The following is a 17,363-nucleotide window of genomic DNA, read 5'->3' as shown; positions in this document are numbered from 1 at the left end:
CCGGGGGCCTTCGTCGTGGGCGTACGGCTCAGGGGTGCAGGACCACCCACCAGATCAGCAGCATCGTGACGCCGAAGCCGGCGAACTGGTTGAGCCACAGGAAGCGGCGCCAGCCGCGCGTGGCCTCCGCTGCGGTGTCGTCGGTGATCGAGCGGTGGGGCCAGAGCGTGGCGAGATACGGCAGCACCAGCAGGGCGGCGAGCGGTCCCGGCCATGCGGTGAACAGCATGACGATGCCGGCGGCCGCATAGCAGGCCAGCGCGAAGCGCACCGTCCACCGGGCGCCGCGGGCGGTCGCGATCGACGAGATGCCCGCTTCGCGGTCGGCGACGACGTCCTGCACGGCGCCGAAGGCGTGGGAGGCGATGCCCCAGAGCCCGAAGGCCACGATGACGAGCACCAGCTGCCACGTCCACGCGGCATCCGCCAGCACGAGCGCGTAGACGGCCGGGGAGAAGAAGTGGATCGAGCTGGTGATCGAGTCGGCGAAGGGGCGTTCCTTCAGCCGCAGCGGCGGGGCGCTGTAGAAGACGACGAAGAACAGGCTCGCCGCCAGCACCGCCCAGGATGCGGGGGAGCCGACCACGACGAGGTACACCACGAACGGCAGGCATGACAGCCCGGCCGCCCACAGCGTCGGGGCGTGCAGGCTGCGGTCGAGCACGGCGCCGTGCGCGCCTCCCTTGCGGGGGTTGCGCAGGTCGGACTCGTAGTCGAAGACGTCGTTGATGCCGTACATCGCCAGGTTGTACGGCACGAGGAAGAACAGGGTCCCCACGATGAGCACCGTGTCGATCTCGCGGGTGGTCAGCAGGTACGCCGCCGCGAACGGGAACGCGGTGTTGATCCAGCTCACCGGGCGCGACGAGACCAGCAGCTGCGTCGCGGCGTTCATGCGCGGCTCCGCGGGGTGAGCAGCGTCCACACCGCGGGGACGAGGAACGCCGCGCAGAGCGGGTAGGAGAAGTCTTCGATGGGCGCGAGGCCGATGCGGATGCCGCTGATGTTGTGCTCCGGGTAGGTGAAGAGGTCCACGGCGATCATGATGTTGTCGAAGACGGCCGTGAGGATCAACAGCACCACCGCAGCGACGGCCGACGCCGCCATGCGACGCCCGAAGTCGGGCCGGGTGGCGCTGGCGAGGGTGGTGATCAGGGTGACCAGTGCGAACGGGACGATGATGAGGGCGTAGGTCACGCGGTCTCCTCCTGCGACCGCCGCGGCCGTTGCAGGCGCTGTGCGCCGCGGAAGCAGACCAGCGCCAGGTACGACAGGAAGGCCAGGAACACCGGCTCCTCCAGCGGCAGGTGCGGCGCGAGATCGATTCCGAGCAGCAGCGGGCTGTCGCCCTTGACGAACACCCCCTGGACGATGGCGACGGCGTCCCACGCGAGGAAGAACGCCGCCCCGATCGCGACCGCTGCCGCGGTGCGCCCCGGCGCGTGCCACCAGGCGAGGCGGAAGCGCGCATCGAGCGCGGCGATCCCGGCGGCGGACAGCAGGATCGCCAGCAGGTACAGCCCCGGCATCACGCCCCCGTGGTCGCCGGGACGGGAAGGGGGCCGGCGGTGCGGTCGCCGCGCAGGCGCTTGAGGACGAGCTCGGCGGAGATGAGACACATCGGCAGGCCGATTCCGGGCAGCGCGGACGTGCCCGCGTAGTAGAGGCCGTCCACCTTCTTCGAGGCGTTTCCCGGCCGGAACATGGCGCTCTGGAACAGCGTGTGCGCCAAACCCAGAGAGTTGCCGCGCCACGCGTTGAGGTCGGCAGCGAAGTCGCCCGGTGCGACGGTGCGGCGCACCCGGATGCGCTCGGCGAGGTCGGGGATGCCGGTCCATTGCGCGATCTGGGCGATAGCCGTATCGGCTGCGCGCTCGATGAGGGCGTCGCCGTCGCCGTCGATCCCGCCGCGGCCGAGGCTCGGGTCGGCCGGGATCGGCACCAGCACGAAGAGGTTCTCGCTGCCCTCGGGCGCGACCGACGGGTCGGTCGCGCTGGGGCGGCACACGTACAGCGACGCCGGCTCCGGGATGCGGGTGTCGCGGCCGAAGATGACCGAGAAGTTCTCCCGCCAGTCGCGGGCGAACAGCAGGGTGTGGTGCGCGAGCTGCGGCAGCTCGCCCTCGACGCCCAGCATCAGCAGCAGCGCGCCGGGGCTCGGGATGCGCGAGCGCCACCACTTCTCCGGGCGCTCCCGCTGGTGCTCCGGGAGCAGCGCGGTCTCGGTGTGGTGCAGGTCGGCGGTGGAGACCACCACGTCGGCGTCGATGCGGGTGCCGTCGGCGAGGTCCACGCCGGTCGCGTCGCGACCTGCGGTGCGGATGCCGGTGACCGGCGTGCCGGTGCGCACCTCCACGCCGCGGGCGCGGGCGAGCCGCTCGATCGCGGCGATCACGGTGGTGAAGCCGCCCTGCGGGTAGAGCACCCCCTCGTCGAGGTCGAGGTGGCTCATCAGGTGGTACAGGCTCGGCACGCCGTACGGCGAGCCGCCGAGGAAGACCGCGGGGTACCCGAGCACCTGGCGCAGCAGCGGGTCCTGGAATCGGCTTTCCACCAGCGTGGACAGTCGCCGTGCGAGCAGCGGGGCCAGCTGCGGCAGACGTTTGAGCAGCTCGGGGTCGCGCAGTCCCGCGGTGGTCTCGTAGGTGTCGTAGAGGAAGCGGGTGACGGCCAGGTCGTAGGCGTCGCCGGCGGAGTCGAGGTACTGCGTGAGACGCGCACCGGCGCCCGGCTCGCGCTGCTCGAACAGCGCGACCGCTTCGGCCCGCCCCGAGACGATGTCGAGCGGGTCCGCGGCTGTGCCCGGCTCCGGCTGGCCGTATACGCGGTACGCGGGGGTCAACGGCACGAGGTCGAGCTCCGCCGCCGCGCTCGTGCCGAGCAGGGCGAAGAAGTGGTCGAAGACCTCGGGCATGAGGTACCAGCTCGGGCCGGTGTCGAACCGGAACCCGTCGCGCTCCCACGATCCGGCGCGGCCGCCCAGCTCGTCTCTGCCCTCGACGAGCGTGACGTCGTGCCCTTCTTCGGCCAGCAGCGCGGCCGTGGCCAGTCCCGCGATTCCGCCGCCGATCACGACCGTGCGCGTCATGTGCGCGCTCCCTTCGGGCCGAAGCCCAGCATTGCCCTCGCTGCGAGCGTAGCCTTCACCGGGTCGGGCACCCGCACGCGGGTGTCGGTTCCCTCGCCGCCGGCGGCGCGCAGACGCGCCGCCAGGCTCGCGAAGAGATCGTGGGCCGCCGTCACGGCGCGGCGGCTGTCGGCGGGGAGCAGCGGCACGACCGCCGCCGCAGCGGCGAGGTCGGCGTCGATGCGGTCGAGCACCTCGGCGCGGGTCGCGCCGCCCGCGCGCACGCCGAGGTAGTCACGTCCCAGTGCCCCGGAATCGTGCGAGAGGTCGCGCAGGAAATTGACGTCTTGGAAGGCCGCTCCGAGTCGTCGCGCGCCGTCGACCAGCGCGGGGGAGGGCGTGGTGGGAGCCGGCGCGCCGGCGTTGACGAACACCTGCAGGCACATCAGTCCCACCACTTCGGCGGAGCCGTACACGTAGGCGTCGTGGCTGGAGGCATCGTGCGCGGCGACGTCGAGGTCGGTGCGCATCGATGCGAAGAACGGCCGCACCAGGTCGGCGCCGATGCCGGTCTCGCGCGCGGTGCGGCAGAACGCGTGCACGATGAGGTTCGCCGAGAACCCTCTGGTGAGGGCGGTCAGCGTCTCGGCCTCGAGTTCGTCGAGCACCCGGCGCAGCGTCTCGGGTGCGAGCCCCGCCTCGGCCCCCGGGCCGTCGACGATCTCGTCGGCCACCCGCACCAGCGCGTACACATTGCGGACGTGCCCGCGCACCCGCGCGCCGAGCAGTCGCGTCGCGAGCGAGAACGACGTCGAGTAGGCCGAGATGATGGTGGCGGCGGCGTCGCGCGCCGCCCTGTCGTAGAGGTCCAGACCCGTACTCACGGGATGCGTGCTCCGATCGCGTCGCAGAGTTGCGCCAGCAGCAGCGTCGCAGGCGACGGCAGTGCATCGTCGGCGGCGGCGACCCTGGCTTCGGCGAGCGTACCCTGCACGAGCTCGACCAGGCGGGTGCGCGCGCCGCTGGCATCCAGCGCGCGCTGCGCGTCGCGCACCGCGACGGGGCCGGTCCACGCCAGCGCGATCGCATCGTCGACCTGTGTCCAGGCCGCGCTCTCCCGGGCGAGGGAGACCAGCGGCGTCCGCTTCGCGGCACGGAGGTCCGCGCCCTCCGCCCGTCCGGCCTGCGCGGCGGGGGAGAAAGCCCCGATGAGGTCGTCGACGAGCTGGAACGCGAGGCCCGCCAGAGCGCCGGATCGGCCGAGCGCGGCGTCGGTGGCAGCCGGTGCGCCGGCCAGCGCCGCGCCCGCTCGCAGCGGAGCGGCGAAGGAGTACACGGCGGTCTTGTCGTGCGTCGTCACCAGCAGCTCCGCGGTGTCGGGGCAGTCCTGCCGCACTGCGTTCGACACGTCCGAGAGCTCACCCGCCGCCGAGACGAGAACAGCGTCGTCGAGCAGGTCGAGCAGGGCGGCGCGCGCGGCGGAGGGCAGCTCGGCGAGGGCGATCATGCGGGTCGCCTCGTGCAGCAGCACGTCTCCGGCGAGGATGCCTGCCGTCTCTCCCAGCAGGTTCGCTCCCGTGTCCGGCACGCCCTGCGCTCGGGCGCGGGCGGCGAACTCCCCGGCGACGTTGGGCTCCCCCCGACGCTCGGTGTCGCGATCGATCACATCGTCGTGGACGACGAACGCGGTGTGGAGCAGCTCGAACGCGGCGGCGACCTGGAACACCGGGTCGCCGGGCGCCTCACCGCCGCAGGCGCGGTAGGCGGCCACGACCAGTGCGGGGCGGAATCTCTTGCCGCCGGCTGCTGCGCGGCGCATCGCCCCGGCGAGGGGGCGCATGTCGCCCGTGAGGGACTCGAGCCGACTGTCGAGGCGATCGAACGCGGCGTCGATGGCGCCGTCGATGCAGGCGCGGTCCTGCGCCGAGAGGGGGATCACGGCGCACCGCGTCCGGAGTGCGTCAGCGCATCGAACACCCGCATCTGCTCGGCCTGCAGCACCAGCCACGGGCTGAACGCCCACGGCGTGGCCGTCAGCGCCTTGGCGAGGTCTGCCGGGTCGACCCAGCGGGCTTCCGCCACCTCCCGCGGGTTGAGCACCGGCTCGCCGCTCGCGCGTGCGGTGTAGACGGGGCAGATCTCGTGCTCGACGATGCCCGACGCGTCGACGGCGCGGTAGCGGAACAACGGCAGGGTGACCTCGATGTCGGTCAGATGCAGGCCGATTTCGTAGTCGGCACGGCGCCGCACGGCGGCGAGCAGCGTCTCGGCGGGTCGGGGATGACCGCAGAAGGAGTTGCTCCACACGCCGGGCCATGTCTTCTTGTCCAGGGCGCGACGGGTGACGAGCACTTGGCCCTCGTCGTTGAGCACGTGGCAGGAGAAAGCGAGATGCAGGGCGGTGTCGGTGCCGTGCACGCTCGCCTTCGGGGCGGTGCCGATCTCGCGTCCGTCGTCGTCGAGGAGGACGACCAGCTCTTCATCATTCATTAGCACTCCTGGTTGCTAGTTTATCTAGCGATCTGGCACGATGATACCGATGGTGAGCGGGGGTGTCCACATGACTTCGGAGCACCGGCAGTCCACAGGACACGACCGGGCTGTGCGATCAGCGCTGCAGGCGGTGCGGTCGTTCAGCGACTCCGTCGACCGCATGCACAGCGGCATGAAGGACGAGATGGAGATGAACGCCACGGATGTGGCGGCGCTGCGCATGCTCATCATGCGCGAGCAGCGGGGAGTCTCGGTGAGCCCGCACGACGTCTCCCGCCACCTGCGGATCTCCACCGCGTCGACGACGAAGCTCCTCGACCGTTTGAGCGAATCCGGCCACATCGTGCGCCGCCGGCATCCGTCGGATCGCCGCGCCCTCATCGTCGCGCTGACCGACCGCACCCGCCAGGACTTCCATCACCACTTCGGCCGTCGGCTGCAGGACATGCGCGCGGTGGCCGACCACTACACCGACGAGCAGCTGGCGACGGTGACGCGCTTCCTCGAGGACATGGGGAAGGTGCTCGACCCCGACCAGCAGTGATCGATCGCGGATGCCGTGGTGGGACCGGTGGCGCAACCGCTCCGGGAAACAGAAGAAGGCCCCCGCGTTGCGGGGGCCTTCTTCATCTTGTTGCGGGGGCAGGATTTGAACCTACGACCTCTGGGTTATGAGCCCAGCGAGCTACCGAACTGCTCCACCCCGCGGCACGAGATATAGCCTAACACGCTCTCGGAGTGCTCGATGACACCGGCCGGCAACGGCGTCCGCTCGACGCCCCCGCTTGCCGCTCCGCGGCGGCGTCGCCAGGATGATCGCATGTCCGACACCCCGATGGACGCGCGGCCGACCGCGCCCGACGGCCGCGATGAGTCACCCGCCGAGCGCGCGGACCGCAACTGGAGCGAAGTGCTGCAGGAGCTGCGCGTGCTGCAGACAGGAACACAGATCCTCACGGGGTTCCTGCTGGCTCTCGCCTTCCAGCCCGCGTTCGGCGACCTCGACACCGGGCAGCGCAGCTTCTACCTCGTGCTCATCGCGCTGTCGGCGCTGAGCGCGATCGTCGCCCTGGCGCCCGTGGCGCTGCACAGGTTCCTCTTCCGGCAGCGCGCGAAGGGCACCGTGGTCGCCTACGGGCACCTTGCGCTGCTGACCTCTCTGCTGACGGTGTCGCTCCTGCTGGTGGGCGTGGTCACCTTCGTCTTCGACGTCGTGCTCGGTCAGGCGGCATCATGGATCGTGGGCCTCGCGCTGGGCGGGGTGATCGTGATGCTGTGGATCGTGGTGCCACTGGTGGTGCGGGTGCGCAGGGAAGGACGGAGTCGATGAGCGAGGTGTCGATCGGCGTCGCCGTCGCGCAGTTCGGACCGACTGCCGATCCCGCAGCGAACCTCGCCCAGATCGATCGGCTCGCCGCCCGTGCGCGTGAGCGCGGGGCCGGGCTCGTGCTGTTCCCGGAGTACTCGTCGTACTTCGTCGACCCCTTCGACGATTCGCTGGCCGCTCACGCCGAGGAGGTGGACGGTGCGTTCACCTCGGCGCTGAGCGCCATCGCCGCGCGGCACGGCCTCACGGTGGCGGCAGGCATGCTCGAGAAGGCCGACGGCGGGCGACGCGTGCACAACACCGTCGTCGCGGTGGATGCCGATGGGGTGCGCGCGCGGTACCGCAAGCTGCACCTGTACGACGCGTTCGGCCAGCGGGAGTCGGATTGGGTGGCGCCGGGGGAGCAGGGCGAACCGCAGACGTTCACCGTCGACGGCATGCGCTTCGCCCTCATGACCTGTTACGACCTGCGGTTCCCCGAAGTGGCGCGCCTGCTGGTGGATGCCGGCGCCGACGCCATCCTGGTGGCGGCGGAGTGGGTGCGCGGCCCGCTCAAAGAGCACCACTGGCGCACGCTGCTGACAGCCCGCGCCATCGAGAACACCGTGTTCGTCGCCGCCGCCGACCACCCGCCGCCCCTCGGTGTCGGTCACTCGATCGTCATCGACCCGCAGGGCGTGCAGATCGCCGGTGTCGGCACGGGCACCGATGTCGCGGTGGCGCACGTGGAGCAGGCGATGGTCGCCCGGGTGCGCAGGGTCAACCCGGCGCTGGCGCTGCGGCGCTTCCGGGTCGTCCCTCGGGACTGACGGTCGGGCCGAGTCAGCGCGCCAGCGCCGCCAGGCGGGCGACGGCGTCGTCGAGCACTTCGGTGCGCTTGCAGGCGGCGAAGCGCACGAGCGTGGCGTAGTCGGCCCGGTGCCCGGGCGTCACGAAGGCGGTGAGCGGAATGGCGACGACGCCCGCGCGCTCGGGCAGCTCCCGGCAGAACGTCGCCGCGTCCGCGGCACCCAGCGGCGCGGCATCCGCCACCGTGAAGTAGGAGCCGTGCGGCGTCGAGACGGCGAAGCCCGCGGTCCGAAGCCCGGCGCCGAGCAGATCCCGCTTCGCCCGCATCGTCGCCGCGGCTCCGGCGAAGAAGGCGTCGGGCAGCCGCAGCCCCGTCGCGATCGCGGGCTGGAAGGGTGCGCCGTTGACGTAGGTGAGGAACTGCTTGACGGCCAGCACGGCGTCGACGAGGTCGGCGGGACCGGAGATCCAACCGATCTTCCACCCCGTGGTGGCGAAGGTCTTCCCTGCCGACGAGATCGTGAGGGTGCGCTCCCACGCACCGGGAAGCGTCGCGATCGGGACGTGGACGGCATCGAAGACCAGGTGCTCGTAGACCTCGTCGGTGAGGATGAGGGCGTCATGACGCTCGGCCAGGCGCACCACCTCGTCCAGCGTGTCGCGGCCGAACACCGCCCCGGTGGGGTTGTGCGGATCGTTGACGAGGATGACCCGGGTGCGGTCGGTGACGGCGCGGCGGAGGTCCTCGGGGTCGGGCTGGAAGTCGGGCCAGCGCAGCGGCACCGTCACCAGCTTCGCTCCGGCCAGAGCCACGCACGCGGCGTAGCTGTCGTAGAAGGGCTCGAAGACGACCACCTCGTCGTCGGGTCCGTCGATGAGGGCCAGCAGCGCCGCGGCGAGCGCCTCGGTGGCGCCGGCGGTGACGAGCACGTCGCGCTCGGCGTCCAGCCGCAGGCCGTAGAAACGCTGCTGGTGCTCGGCGATCGCTTCGCGCAGCTCCGGCGTGCCGCGACCCGGCGGGTACTGGTTCACGCCCTGGGCGATGGCCTCGCGGGCGGCGTCCAGCACCTCGGCGGGGCCGTCTTCGTCCGGGAACCCCTGACCGAGGTTCACGGCGCCGGTATGGGTTGCCAGCGCGCTCATCTCGGCGAAGATGGTGGGAACGGCCGTGCCGTCGTCGGTCAGAAGTCCCGCGCCTCGCGCGGCACGGCGCCAGGCACCGGGAATCTCTCGCACCCCGCACACGCTACACGCATAGGGTCATCCCAACCGGGGCATACCCTACACACAGCAACGGACGCCATCCTTGTTCTGCACGTCAGAAGGAGTTCCCATGAGCGACACCCAGGGCATCCGCCCCGACGAGACCCCCGCCGGCAGCCAGCCGGCCTCCCCGCTTCCCCCCGTTCCCACCCAGCCCGCGGCACAGGCCGCGCAGCAGGCGCCGACCTATCCGGCCGACCCCGGTCGCGCCGGTCACCCCGGCAACCCCGGCGCGCCGTCCGGGTACGGCGTCCCGCCGTTCGGCCCCGCCGCCTCCGCGCAGCAGCCGTACGGCGCCGCTCCGCAGTCATCGGCCACCTACGGTGCGCCCGGTGCGCCGGCTCCGGCGTCGAACAAGACCCGCATGGGCGCCGGCTCCGTCGCCGCGCTGATGGTCGCCGCCGCCCTCGTCGGCGGCACCGCCGGGCTCGGCGGCGCCTACGCCGGCGTGAACATCTGGAACGCCTCGCAGCCCGTGACCGCCACCGGCCCCGCGTCGGTCACCGTCAACGACCCGGGCGGCGTCAACCAGACCACCGCGATCGCCGCAAAGGTGGTGCCGAGCGTCGTGACCATCTCCGCGAACTCGGACTCGTCCGGCGGCACCGGCTCGGGCGTCGTGCTGAGCGAGGACGGCTACGTCGTGACCAACACCCACGTGGTCACCCTCGACGGCGCCACCTCCGACGCCGCCCTGTCGGTCACGACCGCTGACGGCCGCGTGTACGACGCCGAGATCGTCGGGCTCGACCCGATGTACGACCTCGCCGTGATCAAGCTGCAGGATGCCTCCGGGCTCACCCCGATCGAGTTCGCCGACTCCGCCAAGCTCAACGTCGGCGACGAGGCAGTGGCCGTCGGCGCCCCGCTGGGCCTGTCGAACACCGTGACCACCGGCATCGTGAGCGCGCTGAACCGCTCCATCTCCATCGCCTCGTCGGCCGCGCCCGAGACCCCGGGCGATGGCACCGAGCAGGCGCCGGACGACCAGGAAGGCCCGTTCTACTTCGACTTCGGTCAGGGCGCGCCGCAGCAGGCGACCTCGACGATCTCGATCTCGGTGCTGCAGACGGATGCCGCCATCAACCCCGGAAACTCCGGCGGCGCGCTGGTCGACTCCGAGGGCAAGCTGATCGGCATCAACGTCGCCATCGCGACCGCCGGCTCCAGCAGCGAGTCGGGCTCGATCGGCGTCGGCTTCGCGATCCCGTCCGACATCGTCGAGCGCATCACCGACGAGATCATCGAGAACGGTGCCGCCACGCACGGCCTGCTGGGCGCCATGGTCGCCCCGGCCGCGAGCATCGAGGGCGCCACCACCACCGGCGCGTACATCGATGAGGTCACCGAAGGCGGCGCGGCCGCAGAGGCCGGCCTGCGCTCGGGAGACATCGTCACCGGGTTCGACGGCCTCCCGATCACGGACGCCACCGACCTCACCGCCCAGGTGCGCGGTGTCGCCGGCGGCAGCACGGTGGATCTCACGTACATCCGCGACGGTGAGACCCGCACCACCGAGGTCACGCTGGGCGAACTCACCGACTGAGCTGACCGGTCTTCGGACGCCACCCCGCGATAGGCTCGCGGGGTGGCGTCCTTCTCGTTCGGCGCGGGCAACGCCGGCAAGCTCGCCCGCCTCCCGGTATACGCGGCGGGGCGACTTTTCACGCTGATGATCCCTCGCACGCGCGATCGCTGGGTGTTCGGTTCCGCCGCGGGCCTCGCCGACGGGGGCTGGGCGCTCTGGCAGGAGGCCGTGGACCGCCACGGCGCCGACGCCACCTGGCTGACCGGCACGCCCGCCGAGGCCGACCAGGCGCGCGCCCTCGGCATCCGCTTCGCCCCGAAGCACTCGCTGCGCGGCTTCCTCCTCACCGCCAGAGCACGGGTCATCGTGGTCACGCACGGCTTCGGCGACGTCAACCGCTACGCCGTGGCGGGCGGGTTCGTGGTGCAGCTGTGGCATGGCATCCCGCTCAAGCGCATCGGGCTGGATTCACCCGAGACGCTGCGCAGCCGGTTCCTGCCCCGCTCGCGCGCCGTCCGGGCGGTGCTGCGCATCATGTACCGGCGGGCGGCGGCGGGGATCCGCGTGCTGCCCGCGGCATCCGAGCTCGTGCGCGGGCGTCTGGAGTCGGCCTTCGCGCTGCCCGACGGCCGCGTCGTGGTCACCGGCGAGCCCCGCGTCGACGTGCTCTCCGCGGGAACGGCCGCCGTGCGGAGGGAGAACGGCCGCCGCCTCATCGCGGCGGCGACCGGCCCGCTCGGCGCCGTCTCCCGATGCGTGCTGTATGCCCCCACGTGGCGCGATGGCGACGCGGATCCCTCCATCCCGCGGCCCGAGGAGTGGCGTCGGATCGTCGACGTCCTCGAGCAGCACGACGCCGTGCTGCTGGTGCGGCCCCACCATCTCGGCGCCGGACGCTACACGCCGCCGGCGGACTCCGACCGGGTGCGGATGATGGGGGTGGACCGGATGCCGGACGTCACACCGGCCCTTCCCGGCCTGGACGTGCTCATCACGGACTACTCCTCGCTCGCCTACGACGCCGGCCTCGTTCCGCTGCCGGTGCTCTTCCTCGCACCCGACGAAGCGGCCTACGCCGCCCGGCGCGGGTTCTACGGCACCTATGCCGACGTCGCCGGACCCGATCCCGCCGAGGGCTGGGACGCCGTGTGTCGCCAGCTGGCCGCCGTGCTGGCGGATCCGGCGGCGCGCGCCGAGCGGATCGCGCGCTCCGAGCGGCTGAGCGCGCGCGTACACGCCTACCACGACGGCGGCAACACCGCACGGGTCCACCGGGTCATCCGGGCGGCGCTGTCGTCACGATCGAAAGGACCGGCATGATCCGAGCACGCCTCTTCGCCCAGGACGGCGCGACCCTCGAGCTGAGCGGCACCGGCGCGCGCCCGCAGCGGGCCGAGCTGATCGGGCCGCGGGCGCGGGTCACCGCCCGGCTCACCGGGCGCGGAACCACCTGGCGCGCGGTCTTCGCGCTGCAGGCGGCGCGCTGGGGCGGTCCGGAGCTGCCGCTTCCGTCGGGGCTGTACGACGTGGTCGTGACGGGGCCGGACGGCGAGAGGCTGGATGCCACCGCGGCGGTGCCGCTGACCATGCTCGGCACGCTCCGCGCGGAGCTCGACGCAGCGGTGCTGCGGGTGGGGCCTCCCGTGGATCCCGCCTACGACTCCGGTGAGGGCCAGGCCGCGCTGGAGCGTCGCTACGTCACGCGGCCGGGGGACGACCTCGAGAACGCGGTGTTCTTCGAGAGCTTCTACGGCCGCAACGCCAGCTGCAATCCGCTGGCGATCGACCGGGAGCTGGCGCGGGTCGCTCCCGGGGTGACGCGGTACTGGAGCGTCGTGGACCTGTCGGTGGTGGTTCCCGAGGGGGCCGTCGCCGTCGTGGAGGGCTCGCCCCAGTGGTGGCGCGCCCGGGGTGCGTCGCGCCTGCTGGTGGTCAACGACTGGCTGCGCCGCCGGTACGTGCGCCGCCGCGGTCAGCGGGTGCTGCAGACCTGGCACGGCACGCCGCTGAAGCGCCTGGCACTGCATCGACCGGGGTTCGACCCGCGTCGTGCCGTCGCGGTCGTGCGCGAGTCCCGACGGTGGGACGTGCTGCTGGCGCAGAACCCGTATGCCGCGCGCATCATGACCAAGGCCTACGCGTTCCTCACCCGCCCGGTGTGGGTGGAGGGCTATCCGCGCAACGACATGCTCGTCACCGGCGACGGCGCCGAGACCCGGCGCACGCTGGGGATCTCGCCGGGTGAGCGGGTGCTGCTGTACGCCCCCACCTGGCGTGACGACCGGGAGCAGATGGTCGACTTCGTCGACCCGGCTCAGCTGGCCGCGGGATCCGACGCCGTCGTGCTGGTGCGCGGACATTCCCGCACCCTGCTGCCCGGGCGCGACGCGACCGGTCCGCGTGTCATCGACGTCACCGCGTTCCCCGACACCGCGCAGCTGCTGCTGGCCGCGGACGCGCTCATCACCGACTACTCGTCGGTGATGTTCGACTTCAGCGTCACGGGCAAGCCCATGTACTTCCTGGTGCCCGACCTGGAGTACTACCGCGGCGAACTGCGCGGCTTCTACTTCGACCTGGTCGCCCATGCGCCCGGCCCCGTCGTGCGCACCGCGGATGAGCTCGTGGCCGCCCTCGCCGATGAGGGGGCGACCGAGCGCCACGCCGAGGCCTACGCCGCCTGGCGAGCCCGGTTCAACCCCCGCGACGACGGTCACGCGGCGGAGCGGGTGGTCGCCCGGCTGCTGGACCAGGGGTTCATCGACCGCTGACGGGCGGAGCGCGCCGGCGTCGGTCAGGGCAGCGGGGTGTTCCGGGTGCCCAGGCGCGAGGTGTCGACGGTGTCCTTGGCGCCGCGCAGCACGCCGCGGATGAAGCCTGCGCCCCAGGCGAGGTGCATCGTGGGGAGCACCGCGAGCGTCCACAGCTTGTCGCGCCAGCCCGTGCCCCCTCCGGGCCCCGCGGCGACGGCGATGACGAGCGCGGCATAGGCCGCCAGCGGCAGGTAGAGCACCGAGGCCACCAGCGACACCCAGCCGGTGACCACGCCGGTCAGCTGCAGCACGGCCAGGACGGCGTCGTGGGTGGTGAGCACGACCAGCACGGGCGGGGCGAAGTAGCGCAGCGAGTTGCGGCGGCCGTAACGGCGCACGAGTTCGCCGCGCCACGTGCCCGTCGCGAAGAACTGCCGCACCAGGCGCGTCCAGCTCTCGCGCGGCCAGTAGGTCACCGCCAGCTCGGGATCGAACCACACGCGGTAGCCCGCGTTGCGGATGCGCAGATTCAGTTCCCAGTCCTCGCCGCGGCGGATGCTCTCATCGAACATCCCCACTTCCTCCAGCACCGCCCGGCGCATGACGCCGAGGTACGCCGACTCGGCGGGGCCCTCGTCGCCGCCACTGTGGTACGCGCCGCCGCCCAGGCCGATGGGGGAGTTGTAGGCGCGTGCGACCGCGCGCTGAAAGGGGGTGCGCCCGTCGGCGCGCATGATGCCGCCGACGTTGGCGGCGCGCACCCGGTCGAGCGTCGCCAGCGCGCGCCGGGTGTAGCCGGGGGTGAGCTCGGAGTGGGCGTCGACCCGCACGATGGTGGGATGGTGCCCGGCTCGGATGGCCAGATTCAGCCCGACCGGGATGTCGGCGGCGGGGTTGTCGACCAGCACGATGCGCGGGTCGGCGGCCGCCAGCTGCCGTGCGAGCTCGGTGGTGCCGTCGGTGGAGGGCCCCAGCGCGAGCACCAGTTCCACGGGCCGCCCGTCGACGTCCTGATCGAGCACCGTGCGCGTCGCGCGCTCGAGGTACGCCCGCTCGTTGAGCACCGGCATCACGAACGTGACGCCTGCGTCCGCGGCGACCGCAGGGGCGTCCTTTCCGCTGCGGGTGGCGTCGACGTGCATCAGTCGATCATGTCATGCGCCGCGACGTAGGCTGGAGACGTGGGTGTCGTGACGGATGGACGGAAGGCCGTGGCTCTGCTGCGCCGGGCGCTGGAGAACCGATCGGCGGCGATCGCGGCGCGCCGTGAGCTGGCTGCCCGCGGACGGCATCCGTCGATGCACTACCGCGTCGCCGTGTACTTCGCCGACGGTGCGGTCAACATGTACCAGATGCGGCAGTGGTACAAGCCGCTGGCCGAGCTGTCGGCGCACTGGCCCGTCGTGGTGCTCAGTCGGGCCGCCACCGGCGCGCAGGCGCTGCTGGCCGACGGCGCGCTGCCGGTCGCGTTCGTGCCGACGGTGCGGGACCTCGAGCGCGTCATCGCCGACCAGGACATCCGCGTCGTGCTGTACGTGAACCAGAACACCCGGAACTTCCAGATGTTCCGTTACGGGCGGCGCTGGCATGTGTTCATCAACCACGGCGAGTCCGACAAGATGTACATGACCACCAACCAGTTCAAGGCCTACGACTACGCGCTCGTGGCCGGTGACGCCGCGCGGGAGCGTCTGGCGCGGGTGCTGTGGGACTACGACATCGAACGCCGCACGATCGAGATCGGCCGCCCGCAGGCCGACCACTACTCGGGGACGCTGCCGTACACGCCCGACGACCGCACGGTCGTGCTGTACGCCCCGACGTGGGAGGGCGACCGGCCATCGGCCCACTACGGCTCGATCGCGACGCACGGCGAGGCCCTCACGCAGGCGGTGCTCGCCAGCCCCGCCCATCGGCTGATCTACCGCCCGCATCCCCGCTCGGGTGTGGTCGACCACGAGTACGGTGCGGCGAACGCGCGCATCATCGCCGCCATCGCCGCCGCCAATGCCGCCGACCCCACCGCTGCGCACGTGTACGACGACGGACCCGATCTCGGCTGGCAGCTCGCCGCGGCGGATGTCGCCGTCGTGGACATCTCCGCCATGGTGTACGACCGGCTCGCCGCCGACCGCCCCCTGCTGGTGACGCGCCCGGCGGACCCTCGGGCGAGCATCGACACCCACGGCTATCTCTCTGCCTGCGAGTGGCTGGATGCCGCATCGGCCGGCCGTATCGTCTCGGAAGCCGACCGGGTGCTCTCCGATCCCGACGCCGCCGCGCGACTGCGGGAGTGGGTGCGGCACTATTTCGGCGACACGACACCGGGCGCGGCGACCGAGCGGTTCCATGCAGCGATCCGGCAGCTGATGGACGAATGGGACCGGTGGCACGCGCTGACCGCCGGCGACCCGGTGGACGACGATCAGGACGACGCCGAACTCGACGACGGCGTGTGAGTCAGCGCGCGGACGATGCGGTGACGAGCCGTTCGACCGCGCGCAGCGGGATCGTGAGCCAGGTGGGCCGCGAGCGGGATTCGTACACCGCCTCGTAGACGGCCTTGTCCAGTTCGAGGGCGTTCAGCAGCGCACCCGTGATCTTCGCCCGCGGGCGGGCGCGGTCGGCGTAGCCGGCGAGGAACCCGTCCCGGGCGTTGTCCGCCCAGTCCCGGAGTGCGGCGGTCTGGTCGGGGTGTTCGATGCGCACCGACCCGGCGACGTACTCGAACGAGCGGAGCATGCCGGCGACGTCGCGCAGTGCCAGGTCGGGTGCGGTGCGCTCTGCCATGGCGCGCATGGGTTCGCCCTCGAAATCCAGCAGCACCCAGCCGCGGTCGGGCACGGCCAGCACCTGACCGAGGTGGTAATCGCCGTGGATGCGCTGCAGGGGCGGCCACTCGACGTCGAGCGCGCGGTCGTACACGGCTTCGATCGCGCGGCGCGCGTCGACCAGTGCCGGAACCTCGGCGATCGCCGTCGACAGGCGTCGCTGCCAGGCATCCCGCATGGCGGCGCGGTCGAGCGCCGTGGCGGGAGCCGTGGGGAAGAGGTGCGCGAGCGAGCGATGCACATCGGCGGTGGCGGCGCCCAGGTCGAAGGCGGGCCGGGAGAAGTCGCCGCTCTCCGCCGCAGAGCGCAGCGCCAGCCGCCACGCGTCCTCCACGTCGGGGAGGAACTCCTGAGCGAACGCCAGTGAGCCGGTGAGCCGGCTCGGGGCGCCGGCGTCGGTCCACGAGCACTCCAGCCATCCGACCGCGCGCGGGACATGGGGGGAGCGTGCGTCGCTGAGCGCGTTGTTCAGTTCGATGTCGGGATTGGTGCCCGATTGCAGCTGCCGGTAGATCTTGCAGATGATCGGCGGTGCGCCGTCGGCGAAGCGGAAGCAGACCGACGTGTTGGACTGCTCCCCGGTGAGCACAGCGGCACGGTGCGCCTCCAGAGCCGCACCGAGGTGCGGGGAGGATGCCGACGGGTGCCCGACCGCGACGGTGCGGCCCGCCCGCACCGTGCCGCCGCGGGTGATCAGCTGCAGCAGCGCCGACGAATATGCGGGGTCATGCGGAGCATCGATCAGCGTGGTCCCGGGCTCGGGGTGGCCGATCACGTGCGCGGCCTGGCCATGGGGCACGGTCTCCGTGGGGCGGGAGACGACGGGCACCTGGTACGAGATCGCGGGCAGCGTGCCCTCGTCGGTGAGGATGAGCGTGCGCGCGCGCACGCCCGGCTCGTCGCCGGGCATCTCCCACGAAGCGACGTGGCGAAGGTGCGGCGTGCGGCCTTTGGCGGCGTACCAGCGCTGACGCGGCATCCAGGCAGCGAGGCTCGCCAGCGTGCTGTCCATGCCCGCGAGCGTATTGGGGTGTCCCGATGCTGTCGAGAGGCGCGCCCGGCCGGGGATCAGTCGCCGTCGCCGCCCGAGTCGGAGCCGCCGGCGATGTCCCACAGGCGTGGATCGACCGGGATCTCCACCGAGGCGACGGCGCCGCCTTCGACGAGGGCGAGCGCATCGGGCAGCTCATCCGCGTCGACCGAGGTGCTCGGCGCGGTGGGCACCAGGGGCTCGCCGGGGAGCCCCGCCCACTCGGTGGGTTCCTCCGGGCGCTGCATGAACATTCCCATGGTTCCATTGTGCGCCCGACCG

18 protein-coding genes and 1 tRNA gene are annotated in these 17,363 nt (G+C 72.1%); 7 read left to right on the top strand and 12 right to left on the bottom strand.

Annotation, left to right across the window (positions count from 1 at the left end; translation table 11 throughout):
• Positions 1 to 28: 28 nt before the first annotated feature.
• The 7 genes from NQ165_RS03370 to idi are packed head-to-tail and all read right to left on the bottom strand — an operon-like array spanning position 29 to position 5,557.
• Positions 29 to 895, bottom strand: a complete 867-nt coding sequence (locus NQ165_RS03370) for a prenyltransferase (RefSeq protein WP_257531270.1) — start codon at positions 893 to 895, stop codon at positions 29 to 31.
• A complete protein-coding gene (locus NQ165_RS03365) occupies positions 892 to 1,197 on the bottom strand; it encodes a lycopene cyclase domain-containing protein (RefSeq protein ID WP_257531268.1) in 306 nt (101 codons plus the stop codon). The genes NQ165_RS03370 and NQ165_RS03365 overlap by 4 nt, the downstream gene beginning before the upstream one ends.
• Positions 1,194 to 1,529, bottom strand: coding sequence for a lycopene cyclase domain-containing protein (locus tag NQ165_RS03360; protein ID WP_257531266.1), 336 nt, complete (start codon positions 1,527 to 1,529; stop codon positions 1,194 to 1,196). The genes NQ165_RS03365 and NQ165_RS03360 overlap by 4 nt, the downstream gene beginning before the upstream one ends.
• A complete protein-coding gene (gene crtI, locus NQ165_RS03355) occupies positions 1,529 to 3,088 on the bottom strand; it encodes a phytoene desaturase family protein (protein ID WP_257531263.1) in 1,560 nt (519 codons plus the stop codon). The genes NQ165_RS03360 and crtI overlap by 1 nt, the downstream gene beginning before the upstream one ends.
• The gene (locus NQ165_RS03350; protein WP_257531261.1) at positions 3,085 to 3,951 is read right to left on the bottom strand and encodes a squalene/phytoene synthase family protein; all 867 of its coding nucleotides are present in this window, start codon (positions 3,949 to 3,951) and stop codon (positions 3,085 to 3,087) included. The genes crtI and NQ165_RS03350 overlap by 4 nt, the downstream gene beginning before the upstream one ends.
• Positions 3,948 to 5,006, bottom strand: coding sequence for a polyprenyl synthetase family protein (locus tag NQ165_RS03345; RefSeq protein ID WP_257531259.1), 1,059 nt, complete (start codon positions 5,004 to 5,006; stop codon positions 3,948 to 3,950). The genes NQ165_RS03350 and NQ165_RS03345 overlap by 4 nt, the downstream gene beginning before the upstream one ends.
• Positions 5,003 to 5,557 carry an isopentenyl-diphosphate Delta-isomerase gene (gene idi, locus NQ165_RS03340; RefSeq protein ID WP_257531257.1) on the bottom strand — a complete coding sequence of 185 codons (555 nt, stop codon included), beginning with the start codon at positions 5,555 to 5,557 and terminating at the stop codon, positions 5,003 to 5,005. Before idi ends, NQ165_RS03345 begins: the two co-directional genes overlap by 4 nt.
• Positions 5,558 to 5,627: 70 nt before the next feature.
• Between idi and NQ165_RS03335 the strand changes: the two genes are divergently transcribed.
• A complete protein-coding gene (locus NQ165_RS03335; RefSeq protein WP_257531255.1) occupies positions 5,628 to 6,104 on the top strand; it encodes a MarR family winged helix-turn-helix transcriptional regulator in 477 nt (158 codons plus the stop codon).
• Between the two features lie 90 nt (positions 6,105 to 6,194).
• On the opposite strand, the gene NQ165_RS03330 is transcribed toward NQ165_RS03335, so the two are convergent.
• A tRNA-Met gene (locus tag NQ165_RS03330) sits at positions 6,195 to 6,268 on the bottom strand.
• A 112-nt stretch (positions 6,269 to 6,380) separates the two neighbouring features.
• On the opposite strand from NQ165_RS03330, the gene NQ165_RS03325 reads away from it, so the two are divergent.
• On the top strand, positions 6,381 to 6,890 hold the full coding sequence (locus NQ165_RS03325) for a DUF6328 family protein (protein ID WP_257531253.1): 510 nt from the start codon (positions 6,381 to 6,383) through the stop codon (positions 6,888 to 6,890).
• Positions 6,887 to 7,696 (top strand): carbon-nitrogen hydrolase family protein, encoded by an 810-nt coding sequence (locus tag NQ165_RS03320; protein WP_257531251.1) that lies wholly within the window; start codon positions 6,887 to 6,889, stop codon positions 7,694 to 7,696. Before NQ165_RS03325 ends, NQ165_RS03320 begins: the two co-directional genes overlap by 4 nt.
• A gap of 13 nt (positions 7,697 to 7,709) precedes the next feature.
• Here the strand turns inward: NQ165_RS03320 and NQ165_RS03315 are convergent, their stop codons facing one another.
• Entirely contained in the window at positions 7,710 to 8,912 is a 1,203-nt protein-coding gene (locus NQ165_RS03315; protein WP_257531249.1) for a pyridoxal phosphate-dependent aminotransferase, read from the bottom strand.
• A gap of 97 nt (positions 8,913 to 9,009) precedes the next feature.
• Between NQ165_RS03315 and NQ165_RS03310 the strand changes: the two genes are divergently transcribed.
• The 3 genes from NQ165_RS03310 to NQ165_RS03300 are packed head-to-tail and all read left to right on the top strand — an operon-like array spanning position 9,010 to position 13,238.
• Positions 9,010 to 10,485, top strand: a complete 1,476-nt coding sequence (locus NQ165_RS03310; RefSeq protein ID WP_257531247.1) for a S1C family serine protease — start codon at positions 9,010 to 9,012, stop codon at positions 10,483 to 10,485.
• Between the two features lie 42 nt (positions 10,486 to 10,527).
• Positions 10,528 to 11,787 carry a CDP-glycerol glycerophosphotransferase family protein gene (locus NQ165_RS03305; RefSeq protein WP_257531245.1) on the top strand — a complete coding sequence of 420 codons (1,260 nt, stop codon included), beginning with the start codon at positions 10,528 to 10,530 and terminating at the stop codon, positions 11,785 to 11,787.
• Positions 11,784 to 13,238: a CDP-glycerol glycerophosphotransferase family protein gene (locus NQ165_RS03300; protein WP_257531243.1), complete on the top strand. Its 1,455-nt coding sequence runs from the start codon at positions 11,784 to 11,786 to the stop codon at positions 13,236 to 13,238. Before NQ165_RS03305 ends, NQ165_RS03300 begins: the two co-directional genes overlap by 4 nt.
• Before the next feature lie 23 nt (positions 13,239 to 13,261).
• Here the strand turns inward: NQ165_RS03300 and NQ165_RS03295 are convergent, their stop codons facing one another.
• Positions 13,262 to 14,362, bottom strand: a complete 1,101-nt coding sequence (locus NQ165_RS03295; protein ID WP_257531242.1) for a glycosyltransferase family 2 protein — start codon at positions 14,360 to 14,362, stop codon at positions 13,262 to 13,264.
• A gap of 39 nt (positions 14,363 to 14,401) precedes the next feature.
• Here NQ165_RS03295 and NQ165_RS03290 point away from each other — a divergent pair, with 39 nt between their 5' ends.
• Positions 14,402 to 15,679, top strand: coding sequence for a CDP-glycerol glycerophosphotransferase family protein (locus tag NQ165_RS03290; RefSeq protein ID WP_257531240.1), 1,278 nt, complete (start codon positions 14,402 to 14,404; stop codon positions 15,677 to 15,679).
• A 1-nt stretch (position 15,680) separates the two neighbouring features.
• Here the strand turns inward: NQ165_RS03290 and NQ165_RS03285 are convergent, their stop codons facing one another.
• Both NQ165_RS03285 and NQ165_RS03280 read right to left on the bottom strand, forming a co-directional pair.
• Positions 15,681 to 17,063 (bottom strand): phosphotransferase, encoded by a 1,383-nt coding sequence (locus NQ165_RS03285; protein WP_257531238.1) that lies wholly within the window; start codon positions 17,061 to 17,063, stop codon positions 15,681 to 15,683.
• Positions 17,064 to 17,119: 56 nt separating this feature from the next.
• On the bottom strand, positions 17,120 to 17,341 hold the full coding sequence (locus tag NQ165_RS03280; RefSeq protein ID WP_257531236.1) for a hypothetical protein: 222 nt from the start codon (positions 17,339 to 17,341) through the stop codon (positions 17,120 to 17,122).
• Between the last annotated feature and the right edge of the window lie 22 nt (positions 17,342 to 17,363).

This window comes from Microbacterium sp. zg.Y1084, assembly GCF_024623595.1.
GTDB lineage: Bacteria > Actinomycetota > Actinomycetes > Actinomycetales > Microbacteriaceae > Microbacterium > Microbacterium wangruii.
Note: the sequence above shows the minus strand (reverse complement) of the source record. Positions and strands in the feature narration are given on the sequence as shown.